This window comes from Paenibacillus sp. DMB20, assembly GCF_000987955.1.
Classification (GTDB): domain Bacteria; phylum Bacillota; class Bacilli; order Paenibacillales; family Paenibacillaceae; genus Paenibacillus_AQ.
The window spans coordinates 303,152-316,133 of record NZ_LAZU01000032.1 but is presented as its reverse complement, the minus strand read 5'-3'; the positions used below and the strand labels follow the sequence as shown (position 1 = coordinate 316,133).

Genomic DNA, 12,982 nt, shown 5'->3' with positions numbered 1-12,982 from the left:
TTCTTGGACGACAAGATTTTACAGACGTTAGAATACCGAAAAATTTTAAATACGCTGTCTAAATATACCCAAACTTCCATGGGCGGAACGATCGTTGACCAACTGAAGCCTTCGGTGCAGCTTGAGGACGTCAAACAGCTGCTGGCGGCCACGGACCAGGCTTATACCGTAGACCGTTTGAAGGGCAGCCCGTCTTTCGGGGGAATTACGGACATTACCGAACCGCTTAAGCGTGCGCGTATCGGCGGAACGCTGAACCCGCACGAGCTTCTTGCCGTTGCCAACACGATTATGGGTTCGCGCCGGCTCAAGCGCTTCCTTGCCCAGATTCACGAGGACGAGCCCATCGAGATTCTGTACAATCTAAGCGAACTCATTTCAGAGCAAAAACCGCTTGAGGACGCCATAAAAGCCTGCATTGACGAAAGCGCTGAAGTGATGGATTCCGCAAGTCCGGAGCTGGCCCAAATCCGGCGTGAGCTCCGGAACGGAGAGGTGAGGATCCGCGAGAAGCTGGATGGCATGATCCGTTCCCAGTCCGTGGCCAAAATGCTGCAGGACCAACTTATTACGATCCGGGGCGACCGGTTTGTCATTCCGGTAAAAGCGGAATACCGCTCGTATTTTGGCGGGATCGTTCATGACCAGTCCGGCTCGGGCGCAACTTTATTCATTGAACCCGAGTCCATTGTTGCGATGAATAACAAACTTCGGGAAACGCGGCTTAAGGAAGAGCGGGAGATTGAGGTCATTCTGCAGAAATTGACCGCTCTGGTCGGAGACCAGGCGGATCTGCTTGCCATAGATGTGGATCTGACCGGCCAGCTAGATTTTATTTTTGCCAAAGCGCGTCTGGCTCATGTGATGAAAGCCTCGCTTCCCCGAATGAACGACCGAGGTTACCTCAAACTGAAAAAAGGGCGGCACCCGCTTATTCCCCTAGATCAGGTTGTACCGATTGATGTGGATCTTGGCAACTCTTACACGTCCATCATCGTCACGGGGCCGAACACCGGCGGCAAGACGGTGACGCTGAAAACGATTGGCCTCCTGAATTTGATGGCGATGTCGGGTTTGTTCATCCCGGCCGAGGAAGGAAGCCAGATGTGCGTGTTCGATGCCATTTACGCCGATATCGGGGATGAACAGAGCATAGAGCAAAGCTTGAGTACGTTCTCAAGCCATATGACCAATATAATAAGAATTCTGAAAAACATGACGCCGAAAAGTCTTGTGCTTCTTGATGAAGTCGGCGCCGGTACGGACCCCGCGGAAGGCTCGGCTTTGGCCATTGCGATTCTGGAGCACATCCACGCCATGGGCTGCCGAATGATTGCGACCACGCACTATTCCGAGTTGAAGGCTTACGCCTATGAGCGAAACGGCGTGATTAACGCCAGCATGGAGTTCGATATCAATACGCTCAGCCCGACCTATCGTCTTCTTGTCGGGGTACCGGGACGAAGCAACGCATTTGCTATTGCGGAGCGTCTGGGCCTCCCCGGCGCCATTTTGGATTTTGCCCGGGGAGAGGTTAAGGAAGAGGATCAGCGCGTAGAGCACATGATCGCCTCCCTGGAAGAAAACCGGCACGAAGCCGAAGTGGAACGCGGGAAGGCGGAGGCTCTCCGGAAGGAACTGGAGGAGCTGAAGGCACGGCACAGCCGCGAACTGGCCAAACTTGAGGAGCAGCGGGACAAGTATGTGGACAAAGCTCGGCTGGAAGCGAAAAAGCTCGTGGACAAGGCCCGCAGCGAAGCGGAGGAGATTATCGCGGATCTGCGCAAGCTTGCCCAGGAGGAAGGGGCATCCGTCAAGGAGCATAAGCTGATTGCAGCCCGGAAACGGCTGGATGAAGCAGAGCCGGAGCAGAAAAGGAAATCGTCCGTGCAGCGGAACCCCAAGGAGAAACGGAAGATCGAGCCCGGAGACGAGGTTATGGTATACAGCTTGAACCAGAAGGGGCATGTCGTTGAAATGGCCGGAGCGAAGGAAGCTTTGGTTCAGCTTGGCATCATGAAGATGAAGGTGTCCCTGGACGATCTGGAACTGCTGTCGGCGGCGCCGAGCAAGAAGCCGCAGGCTCAGCGGACGGCAACGGTTCTGAAGCGGACGAGGGACGAAAGTACCCGGAGCGAGCTGGATTTGCGGGGCGAGAACCTGGAGGAGGCTTTGATCGAAGTCGATCGGTTCATCGACGAAGCATTCTTGAGCAACTTGGGTCAGGTCTACATTATCCACGGCAAGGGTACGGGAATTTTGCGGACCGGAATTCAGGAATATCTGCGGAAGCATAAGCATGTCAAAAGCTATCGTCTTGGAAACTATGGGGAAGGCGGCACCGGCGTAACGATCGCGGAGCTGAAATAATATGCGCGCCATGGTTTTCGGAACCGAAAGTTCTCTGACTCGTATACAATTAAAAGTATGTGTGAAGACCGGCGGACTGCCGCGCAGCCGCCGATTTTACGGGGAGGAACGCGGGGAAAATGACGGAAAGCATTGATCAGCTGCTGGCTCATCCTGTGGGTGTGATGGTCGGCTATTTCTCGGTTGCGATTCTAGCGCTCATTGTGTACTTATCCTGCTTTGAGCTCGTTACCAAATATAACTGCTGGGACGAAATCCGAAAAGGCAACGTCGCTGCGGCGATGGCTACCGGAGGGAAAATATTCGGCATATGCAATGTGATGCGTTTCAGCATTCAGTTGAATACATCGGTCTATGATATGATTATATGGTCGTTTATCGGGTTCGTATTGCTGCTTGGGGCATATCTCCTGCTCGAGTTTTTGACGCCTGTTTTTTCCGTGGATGAAGAGATCGGTAAAGATAACCGGGCGGTCGGGTTGATCGTATTGATCATCACCGTTTCCTTGTCTTACGTTATAGGCGCAAGCATCATTTAAATGAAGGAGCGAGGGCGATGAAATATTTACCGCGGGTATTATTCGCGGCAGCCTTGATCTTTTTTGTATCCGGTATTGTATTTTTAATGTGGAAATAAATTGAAGATTCAAGGAAAGGGATGAATAAGGGATGGAACCGACTGTGTGTCCTTGGTGCCAGACAGAAATTGTATGGGACGAGGAAATCGGACCGGAAGAGAACTGTCCGCATTGCGACAATGAATTGAAAGGCTATCGTACGCTGAACATCGAGCTTGAGGGTGAGAATGGGGAGCTTGACAATGAAGAACATGCTCCCGAAGAGGATGACGAGTATGAAAGCGGCGATATTTTGAATAAACCCTTCTGGGGAATCGGGGATGGCACGGTTCCGGCGATTCGGGTATTGGATAAATACGGCGATGACCATGATCTAATGGCATATGAGGAATCCGTCGAGAGCGTGCTTGATGATCAGGATGAAACGCCCGAATGCTTCCATTGCCGGGAATATATGATGCTTGCCGGAACGCAGAAGGTGAGCGGTGAAGCTTTTGAGCCTGCCTTGCCGGCTTCGCTTCAGGCGCCCCTGCTGAAGCCTCCGTTCCATCTGAACGTCTATATCTGTTCGGGATGCTTTCAGGTCCAATATACGCTATCGGAAGATGACCGTTTGCGATTGATCAAAGGATTAACGGGAGACCCGGCACAATAAAATAATGAAAAAATGAGCGGCGATGGTGCTGCTCATTTTTTTGTGCGGAAGCCCTTCCCCAAAGCCTGCGCTGAGGTGTCAGCATTTTTGGTTTTTTAAGGTTATGAACTTATTATCCTTGGGGCAACTTAACTTTGGAATACAACTCGGCTGCTGAAGGGGGGCGGTTACGCATGAAGCGGCACAGAGACCGCCAAACGGTGCTGCTGCTGGCGGTAAACGGTTTGTTTGTGCTTGCCGGGGCATTGTCCGGCACTTTTCTGAATGTGTACCTATGGAAGAGCAGGCAGGATTATTTGATGATCGCCTGGTTTACGATGGCGCAGCAGATTGCGCTCGGGCTGACGTTTTGGATTGCGGGCAAATGGGTGAAGCAGGGCAATAAAATGAACGCGCTGCGGCTGGGCATCGCCGTTTCCGGTTTGTTTTATTTGTTTGTCCTGGGAGCCGGAAAGAATGCCATTGATTACATTTGGCCGCTCGGTCTGCTGCTTGGATTGTCGCTTGGTTTATTTTGGCTTGCGTTTAATGTAGTTTATTTTGAAATTACCGATGCGGAGAACCGGGACTGGTTTAACGGATGGGTCGGTCTGCTTGGCTCCATAACCGGCATTGTAGGTCCCTGGGCGTCCGGCTTGATCATCACTTGGCTGCAGGGAGATCGGGGGTACAGGCTGATTTTTACCATTTCGATGGTTATTTTCGGATGTACCGCGGTCCTCAGCTTTTTTTCTGAAAAAAAAGACCTGCCAGCGGTCATTATGAATGGCTTGAAGGGATCCGGCGGCTGAGAGATAAGGACGGGACATGGCGCTCGGCCATAGCCGGCTTAGCCATGCAAGGCATACGGGAAGGGGTTTTTTCCTTCTTGATCGCACTTCTTGTCTATACGGCAACGAATCAGGAATCGCGGCTTGGGCAGTTTTTTGCTAATTACGTCGGCGGTTTCCCTGGTAAGCTACTGGGCGGCCGGGAAGTGGCTGAAGCCGGCATACCGAAGCGCAGGAATGATTGCGGGAGCCGTTATTATGGTCCTTGTGGTCGTTCCGCTTTTGTGGGACGTGAATTACATGACCTTGCTTGTTCTCGGGATAGGAACCTCATTGTTCATGCCGTTGTTCATGCTTCCCGCGGTCTCCGTCAGTTTTGATTTGATGGGGACGAGCCGTAAGAATGCGGAAAAAAAGGTAGAGCTTGTCGTCGTCCGGGAAATCAGCCTGATGACCGGAAGAATCGCAGGCCTGCTTATTTTCATCGCCGTCTTGTCTTTTCGGAAGGACCCGTGGATCTTGACTTTGCTGCTGTTGGTTTTGGGAGCTTCCCCCATCGGAACATGGTTGTTTTTGCGGAAAATCCTGAACATTCGTCAAACGGCAGCATAAATAAAGCCTCCGCCTTAACCGAAGGCGGGAGGCTTTATTGTCTTTAGGCCCTAAATCCGGGTTGCATGTTAAAGGAACGGGTTAAAGAAAACCATGAAAGTTCCTCGGGCTCGCTTCCTGAAACGGCCTGAGCCAGCAAATCCGCTGCGATCATGCTATAAACCGTCCCGCTTCCTCCGTAACCCTCAATAAAATAGCTGTGGGGAAACCGCGGATGCCGGCCGATCAATGGAATTCCGTCCCTGGTAAATCCGAACAGGCCGCTCCAGCTGTATTCCGCTCTCAGGTTGACCAAACCGGGAAAATGATCGCGAATTTCATTGATGAGCCTTTGACTGTAACCGGCCAGCCGGTCCTTCGGACGCCCGTTTTTCGGTACAGGCTCGTCCAGGCCGCCTGCGATAATGCGGTTATCCGGCGTCGTGCGCATGTACAGGTAAGGTCTGTTGCTTTCCCAAACCAAGGCCCTCTCATGCCAGAATGACAAGTCCGCAACCGGCTCGGTCATGATGGCGTAGGTACATTCGAGTGAGGCGGATTTATCCGGCTTCCATTCCTGCGTTTCGTACCCGAGTGCCCAGATCAACGTATCGGCCCTTACGGAGCCGTGCACCGTCTGAACGCTGACTCCCTTTTCCGAATACTTCACCTGTTTCGCGCAGCTGTGTTCAAACACCTTAAGCCCTTTGGCTGCAGCGGAGGATAAGAGTGCCAGAGCCAATTTGTACGGATTAACCTCGGCATCGTTTTTCGTATATAAAGCTGCCGCACGCGAAAAAGGGAACTTGGATTTAATATGGTCGCGGTCCCAATATTCCACCTCGAAACCGTGGCGGATTAGCGTGTCGTATTCATTGCGGATCATTCCCGCATCCTCATCGATCGTCGCGTAGTACAGGCTGCTCCGGCGACGGAAATCCACATCCGAAGGGAGTTCTTCCGCTATGCCGGCCAGCCGGTTGACCGCATTCGCGCACATGCGGTAAAAGCCGGTGCCTTTTCGTTCCCCGAACCTTCCGATGAGTTCGTTCAAACTGTCGTCGTTCATGAATTGAAGCAGCCCCGAATTGGCGGAAGTGCTGCCGCAGCCGACCCGTTTTTTTTCCAAAACGGCAACGTCGGCACCTTGCATGGTCAGCACATAGGCTGCAAGAGCTCCGCTGATGCCGCTTCCGATCACGACAACGTCGCAGCAAATGTCCGCTTCCAATCGGGGGTATTGCGGAATCGTTCCGGCATACAGCGCCTCCCATGGAGTATGGCCTCCGGTCAGCTTCATAAATGAAACCACCTTCCTGTTAAAAAACGTTGCCCAAGCGATGAAAGGCTGCGTTTTATGAAATCGAAATCGGACTCTTTTCAGTATGATCCATCTCACGACATTTATTGCGCCACATACAATTCGTCGATCTAGCCATACTATAAAGGCCGTTCGAAGGCCGAGTTACCCGGCCGCAGATTTTTGAACACCATTTTATGCAGCTAAACCGGAAAGGGGTTGACGAACAATGCCTTCAGATCAGCAAATGAAGCCTTTAACTTCGAAGGAACTGGATTACATCGTCGATTGCGTATCCAACGAAAGCGCGCTTGCCAAGCATTGCGCCGCAGCGGCCGCGTCCATCCAAAATCTGTCCGTACAGCAGGCGCTCCTCGGGTTCATGCAAAAGCATGAGAGCCATATGGACATGCTCGTTCAATCGCTTCAAAGCCATCAAAACATCGCGCCGACGCAATCCCATTAAGCATAAAGGAGGAAGCTTATGATGCCAGCCCAAAACGGGAACACCTTCCTGCCGGAAGAGGATATGCTGAATACGATCCTGAACGAATTAAAACGTACCGTGCGTGAATATACGACAGCGACAACCGAATCCTCCTGCCCGGACGTGCGAAGCATGTTTACGACTCTAACCTCGGAAACTCTGAAAATGCAGGGCGAAATGTATCAGCTGATTGAGCAAAATAAACAATATCCTTCCGCCGTGCCCCATGCCATGAAGAGTGACGTGCAGAAGCAGCTGCAGGAAATACAAAAAAAACAATCAAAAAACCCGTGAATTCACCGGTCAAAAAACAGCGGGACTCGGAGCTTATTCGCACGCCCCAAACGTGCCCGAGCATCGTCCGAATGTTCCCGCACAATAATATTAACCACGGGTGAGCCCGCTCTGAAACGATCAATCCAAAAACCGAAGGCTTTTCCCGCCAAATGCCGCGAAAAGCCTTCGGTTTTTTTCTTTGCACAGAGTGCATGAATTATTGTAATATAGGTATTAATCTCTTTACAGGAACCCGGCTTTGGCCGTCTGCCTGAATTAAGCGCTGGAGGAAAACCCATGGAAGAGCTAAGCGAACTGAAATTGAAAGTGCTTGACCTGTTGAAAGAGGATGCGAGAAGATCTCCGGCTCTTTTGTCTACACTGCTCGGTGTAGAGGAAGCCGAAGTGAAAACCGCGATTTCGGAGCTGGAAAACGACCATGTTATCGTGAAGTATGCAACGGTCGTGAACTGGGGAAAAGTGGAAGAAGACAAGGTTACCGCACTGATCGAGGTGCAGATCACTCCGGAACGGGGAAGAGGATTTGAGGGAATTGCCGAAAGAATCTATCTTTTCCCGCAGGTGAAATCGGTATACCTGATGTCTGGCGCCTATGATCTGCTTGTGGAAGTGGAAGGCCGTACTTTAAGAGAGGTCGCGAATTTCGTGTCGGAGAAGCTGTCCCCGATTGATTCGGTATTGTCAACCAAAACCAACTTTATTTTGAAAAAATATAAACAAGACGGGATTATTTATGAAGAACGCGAAGAAGACAATCGTCTCCTGATCTCGCCGTAAAGGAAGAGTGTGTATGATTGTGAAACAAGAACAACTAACAGAAAACAACAGGAAACCGATGAGTTCCTATCTGGCACCTTTGGTCAGGGATATACAGCCATCCGGAATTCGGAAGTTTTTCGATCTGGTCAGTGCGAATAAAGATATTATTACCTTGGGCGTGGGCGAGCCTGATTTTGTGACTCCTTGGCATATTCGCGAAGCTTGCGTATATTCCCTTGAGCGCGGTTTTACGCGGTACACGTCGAATGCCGGGATGCCGGAGCTGCGGGAAGCCATTGCCCGTTATCTCCATGACAGCTTTCATCTATCCTATGACCCGAAGGATGAAATCATGGTGACCGTAGGAGGCAGCGAAGCGATCGACCTGGCTCTCCGGGCCTTGATCGTTCCGGGGGATGAGATTTTGGTTCCCGAACCGAGTTATATATCCTATACCCCTATCACCTCCATTAGCGGAGGCGTGGCTGTTGGAATCGAGACCACGGCCGAGAATCAATTCAAGCTGACGGCGGAAGCGCTGGAAGCCAGCATCACCCCAAGATCCAAAGTATTGATTCTTTGCTACCCGAGCAATCCGACCGGGGCCATCATGACTTACGAGGACTGGCTTCCGATTGCCAAGGTTGTGGAGAAACACGATCTGATCGTGATTTCCGACGAAATTTACGCTGAATTAACCTATGAAGGAAAGCACGTAAGCTTTGCGTCCGTTCCCGGCATGAAGGACCGCACGATATTGGTAAGCGGCTTTTCCAAAGCTTTTTCGATGACCGGCTGGAGAATGGGATATACGTGTGCCCATCCGGAACTGCTCAGCGCCATGCTTAAGATCCATCAGTACACCGTGATGTGTGCCCCGGCTATGGGTCAGGTCGCCGCGCTTGAGGCGCTCACAAACGGCATGGAGGAGAAAGACCGCATGATGGAGTCGTACAACCAGCGCCGCCGCCTTATCGTACAGGGACTGTGCGATATCGGGCTGGAATGCCATGAACCGCATGGAGCGTTTTACGCCTTTCCAAGCATCAAGCGCACCGGTTTGACTTCGGATGAGTTTGCCCAGCGGCTGCTCACGGAGGCGAAGGTTGCAGCCGTTCCGGGATCGGTATTCGGTCTTGGCGGCGAAGGCTTTATCCGCTGCTCCTACGCCACTTCGATTTCCCAGCTTAATGAAGCTTTGGATCGGATGGGCAATTTTGTTCGGAAATTAACTTAAAAAGAAGATAGTTGATCCATTTCCTTAATTAACAAAAAATTTACTTTTCATTACAAAGAACTGTGTTATAATTTTATTTTGGGAGCATTAATATGTCTAATCCAAGGAGGGATGGCAGTGTTTTGCGATTATGAATTGTCGCCATATCGCGGTGATATTTCAGCTGAAACCGATGATCACGATAAATGGTCTATTAATTCTGCCAGAACCACTCCGGAAGACATTTCCTTGGAAGAGGAAATTCACATGCTCCGTCGCAAGATGGAACAAATATTTTTGCAAGAGCAGTCTTTCACTTCCGAGATCGTCATTGAAATCAGCAGCCTGCTGGATTTAAAGATCAATGAATATATGAAGGCACATCCCAAAAAGAAATTATAACACGTCCATTCAGGAGACCCGGTGCGGGTCTCTTTTTTGTTTCCGGTGCCCGCAGATTAAGAAGTTTCCGTGAATGAGTTCGCATGAAAGCGGGCATGCTGTCCGATGCATCCGGGCAGCGAGTTATGTTATCATGGGACATGATTCATAATAAGTCCGACTCCGGTGTACGGGGGAGGACTGTGAAGTGGAGGAATGGAAATGAAGGTCTATACGAAGACCGGGGATGCCGGGAAAACGTCGATTATCGGGGGCAGGGTGCCCAAAGACGATGACCGTATCGAAGCCTACGGTACGATAGATGAACTGAACAGCTTTACGGGACAGGCTGTTTATTTGGCCGAGCAGAGCGGATTTGACGAACTGGCGGAACAGCTGATTCAGATCCAGCACGAATTGTTCGATTGCGGTTCCGACCTTGCCTATGCAAGACATAAAGAAGATAAGTATAAGACAAGCGCCGAGTTGGTTGAACGGCTTGAGTCATGGATGGATGCCTTTGAAGCGGAGAACCCGCCGCTGGAGCGGTTTATTCTGCCTGGAGGCAGTCCGCTGTCATGCGCCCTCCATGTGTGCCGGACCGTTTGCAGACGCGCCGAACGGCTGACGGTTACGCTTGGACGCGATCGGGAGATCAACTTGGAGGTTCTGCGGTACTTAAACCGGCTTTCGGATTATTTCTTCGTGACGGCAAGAGCGGCTAATGTCCGGACCGGCGTGCCGGATGTGGAATATGTGCGCAGCGGAAAGGTGTTTCGGTAATTCATGACACGGTATTACCCGCCCATTACGTACCGGGTCCAGGAAAATGAGGACGGGATGCTGTTAAAGACCGTTTTGCAAAAAAGGATGGGGATATCCCGGAAGCTCCTGTCCCGGCTCAAGCTGACCGAGCATGGAATTATGCTCAACGGCGAGAGGGTCTACATCAGCGTAAACGTCAAACCCGGGGATTTGATCGAAATCCGCATGGAGCAGGAGCGGTCGGACGATATTTTGCCCCAGCCGATGGCGCTCGATATTTTGTATGAGGATGATACCCTGCTTGTGGTCAATAAACCGGCGGGCATTATCGTGCATCCGACCCATGGGCACTATACGGATACCTTGGCTAACGGGATCGTCCATTATTGGGCACAGCAGGGATGGAGTTACCGGTTCCGGGCGGTGCACCGGCTGGACCAGGAAACGTCGGGCGTGCTTTGCATAGCCAAAAACCCGTATATCCACCAGCACGTGTCCGAGCAAATGATTGCGGGCACGGTGGATAAGCGATATGTCGCTCTGGTGCACGGCATTCCCTTTCCCGCCGAAGGCGATATAGACGAGCCGATCGACCGGGACCCGCAGGAGCCGCACCGCCGGATCGTTACGCCGGAAGGCTACCCGTCGTTGACCCGTTATAAGGTCCGTGTCGCTTATGCCGGAGCATCGCTGGTGGAGCTTAAGCTGGAGACCGGCCGCACCCATCAAATCCGCGTACATATGAGCAGCTTGGGGCATCCCCTGATCGGGGATAAAATGTATGGGCATCCCGCAATCCGGCCGGGCATGGAGGAATCGACGGCTACCCGCTTGGACCGGGAGATAGATCGCCAGGCGCTTCATGCGGAGCGGCTGACGATCGTCCATCCCATGCGGGGGGAACCGATGACCTTTGCGGCCCCCATGCCGGAGGATATGAGGAAGCTGCAAGCGGTATTGCAAGAACAATCAACGTTTACTAATGATTAAAGTTTAGGAGAGTTGAACCATGGCCCGTTTGAAAGTATATCAATATCCCAAATGCGGTACGTGCAGAAATGCGGTGAAATGGCTGCAAAATGAAGGGCATGAACTGGAGCTGCAGCATATTAAAGAGAACCCGCCGACCATCGGGGAGCTTAGAGAACTGCATCGCAACAGCGGACTTGAGCTGAAGAAATTTTTCAACACGAGCGGCGAGGTCTACAAGGAGCTTGGGCTGAAGGACAAGCTTCCCGGCATGCCGGAGGAGGATCAGCTCAAGCTGCTGTCCTCGAACGGGATGCTGATCAAACGTCCGATCGTTACGGACGGAAAGCGCGTGACCGTGGGTTTTAAGGAAGAGACGTACAGCGAAGCGTGGAAGGCATAGAAGCCCGTGAATGCGAAGCGCTGCATCATGGGAAGCGACGGATATCATGATCGCGCCGAAACTTTGCAGAGAACCAAAAAGAGATCCCTTGGGTCGACAGACCTTAGGGATCTCTTTTTTTAAGATATAAGAAGTATAAGTTTCGGAGACGAGGCTTCCTTATATCGCAAGAAAAACTACTTCCAAACGTGGTCTGTCTTCTGTGAAGTACGTCGATAGACGTTTTTCTTAAAATAGGTTGCGGATTTTAGACGATGTTTGCGAATTATAGGATTTAGTACCCTACAGTGTCCTTGCTACAATAAACATGCAAACCAAAACGAACTTTAGCTCAAGGGGGAATAAAAATGAAAAGGCTTACTATGCTGCTGTTGGCTTGTGCGTTAGTTATAGGGGCATTAAGCGGTTGCGGAAACGGCGAATCGGATTCGGATTCATCTAATAAACTCGTCATCTACAGTCCGAACAGCGAAGAGATCATCAAGACGATTATCCCAATGTTCGAAAAGAAAACGGGGATTACCGTCGAGCTTGTAACGGCCGGCACAGGCGAAATTGTTAAGCGCTTACAGTCGGAAAAGGATAATCCTTACGCTGACGTCATGTTCGGCGGTTCCATGGCCGGCTATCGCGAAAATGCGGATCTCTACGAACCTTACGTGTCGCCGGAAGACAAAAACCTGATTGAAGGCCATCGCAATACGACGGGCTTCGCTACGCCCTACATTTCGGACGGAAGCGTGCTGCTCGTGAACAAAAACCTGATCGGCGATATCAAAATCGAAGGCTATGCGGATTTGCTGAATCCGGAGCTGAAAGGAAAAATCGCTTCTGCCGACCCGGCCAGCTCAAGCTCGGCTTTCGCGCAGCTGACCAATATGCTGAAAGCCGTGGGCGGCGACTATGAAAACGAGAAGGGCTGGGACTATGTCGGCAAATTGATCGAGAACCTGGACGGTAAAATTGCAAGCGGTTCCGGGGCCGTTCACAAGAGCGTGGCTGACGGCGAATACGTGGTCGGTTTGACTTACGAAGACCCTGCCAGCACATATGTAAGAAACGGCGCACCCGTGGAAGTCGTGTATCCGAAAGAAGGCGCCGTATTCCTGGATGCCGCATCGGCCGTCGTGAAAGGCGCGCCGCACATGGACAATGCCAAGAAATTCATCGACTTCATTCTTTCGAAAGAAGCCCAGGATGCGTTCGGCACGCAATTAACGAACCGTCCGCTTCGCAAAGACACGAAGCTTGGAGACTACATGAAACCATATGCCGACATCAACATGATCGATGAGGACACGGATTATGTGAGCGAGCATAAATCCGAAATCATCGAACGCTATATCGATTTATTTACAAGCATCAAATAAACGACAAGATTACTGTTCAAAAAGTCCGGTGATCACCGAGTAGCTTTTACCGTGCTTGAGATGAAAAGCGG

Annotated in this window: 13 protein-coding genes and 1 pseudogene; 13 read left to right on the top strand and 1 reads right to left on the bottom strand. The window is 51.4% G+C overall.

Annotated elements, in window-relative coordinates; genetic code table 11:
* Positions 1–3: 3 nt before the first annotated feature.
* The 4 genes and pseudogenes from XI25_RS17240 (at position 4) to XI25_RS17225 (ending at position 4,985) form a co-directional block, all read left to right on the top strand.
* On the top strand, positions 4–2,370 hold the full coding sequence (locus XI25_RS17240; protein ID WP_046678662.1) for an endonuclease MutS2: 2,367 nt from the start codon (positions 4–6) through the stop codon (positions 2,368–2,370).
* 119 nt (positions 2,371–2,489) lie between these two features.
* Positions 2,490–2,909: a DUF350 domain-containing protein gene (locus XI25_RS17235; protein ID WP_046678663.1), complete on the top strand. Its 420-nt coding sequence runs from the start codon at positions 2,490–2,492 to the stop codon at positions 2,907–2,909.
* 130 nt (positions 2,910–3,039) lie between these two features.
* Entirely contained in the window at positions 3,040–3,603 is a 564-nt protein-coding gene (locus tag XI25_RS17230; RefSeq protein ID WP_046678664.1) for a hypothetical protein, read from the top strand.
* A 173-nt stretch (positions 3,604–3,776) separates the two neighbouring features.
* Positions 3,777–4,985: pseudogene (locus tag XI25_RS17225) on the top strand (MFS transporter).
* 43 nt (positions 4,986–5,028) lie between these two features.
* Here the strand turns inward: XI25_RS17225 and XI25_RS17220 are convergent.
* Positions 5,029–6,264: an NAD(P)/FAD-dependent oxidoreductase gene (locus tag XI25_RS17220; protein WP_046678666.1), complete on the bottom strand. Its 1,236-nt coding sequence runs from the start codon at positions 6,262–6,264 to the stop codon at positions 5,029–5,031.
* Positions 6,265–6,493: 229 nt separating this feature from the next.
* On the opposite strand from XI25_RS17220, the gene XI25_RS17215 reads away from it, so the two are divergent.
* The 9 genes from XI25_RS17215 (at position 6,494) to XI25_RS17175 (ending at position 12,911) form a co-directional block, all read left to right on the top strand.
* Entirely contained in the window at positions 6,494–6,730 is a 237-nt protein-coding gene (locus tag XI25_RS17215) for a hypothetical protein (protein ID WP_046678667.1), read from the top strand.
* 18 nt (positions 6,731–6,748) lie between these two features.
* Positions 6,749–7,045 (top strand): spore coat protein, encoded by a 297-nt coding sequence (locus XI25_RS17210; protein WP_235439947.1) that lies wholly within the window; start codon positions 6,749–6,751, stop codon positions 7,043–7,045.
* A gap of 279 nt (positions 7,046–7,324) precedes the next feature.
* Positions 7,325–7,825: an Lrp/AsnC family transcriptional regulator gene (locus XI25_RS17205; RefSeq protein ID WP_046678668.1), complete on the top strand. Its 501-nt coding sequence runs from the start codon at positions 7,325–7,327 to the stop codon at positions 7,823–7,825.
* 13 nt (positions 7,826–7,838) lie between these two features.
* Entirely contained in the window at positions 7,839–9,044 is a 1,206-nt protein-coding gene (locus tag XI25_RS17200; protein WP_046678669.1) for an aminotransferase class I/II-fold pyridoxal phosphate-dependent enzyme, read from the top strand.
* Between the two features lie 117 nt (positions 9,045–9,161).
* Positions 9,162–9,425: an aspartyl-phosphate phosphatase Spo0E family protein gene (locus tag XI25_RS17195; RefSeq protein WP_046678670.1), complete on the top strand. Its 264-nt coding sequence runs from the start codon at positions 9,162–9,164 to the stop codon at positions 9,423–9,425.
* A 201-nt stretch (positions 9,426–9,626) separates the two neighbouring features.
* Positions 9,627–10,187 carry a cob(I)yrinic acid a,c-diamide adenosyltransferase gene (locus tag XI25_RS17190; RefSeq protein ID WP_046678671.1) on the top strand — a complete coding sequence of 187 codons (561 nt, stop codon included), beginning with the start codon at positions 9,627–9,629 and terminating at the stop codon, positions 10,185–10,187.
* A gap of 3 nt (positions 10,188–10,190) precedes the next feature.
* Positions 10,191–11,159, top strand: a complete 969-nt coding sequence (locus XI25_RS17185; RefSeq protein WP_046678672.1) for an RluA family pseudouridine synthase — start codon at positions 10,191–10,193, stop codon at positions 11,157–11,159.
* A gap of 19 nt (positions 11,160–11,178) precedes the next feature.
* Positions 11,179–11,541 carry an arsenate reductase family protein gene (locus XI25_RS17180; protein WP_046678673.1) on the top strand — a complete coding sequence of 121 codons (363 nt, stop codon included), beginning with the start codon at positions 11,179–11,181 and terminating at the stop codon, positions 11,539–11,541.
* A 347-nt stretch (positions 11,542–11,888) separates the two neighbouring features.
* Positions 11,889–12,911: an ABC transporter substrate-binding protein gene (locus tag XI25_RS17175; protein ID WP_046678674.1), complete on the top strand. Its 1,023-nt coding sequence runs from the start codon at positions 11,889–11,891 to the stop codon at positions 12,909–12,911.
* The last annotated feature ends 71 nt before the right edge of the window (positions 12,912–12,982 follow it).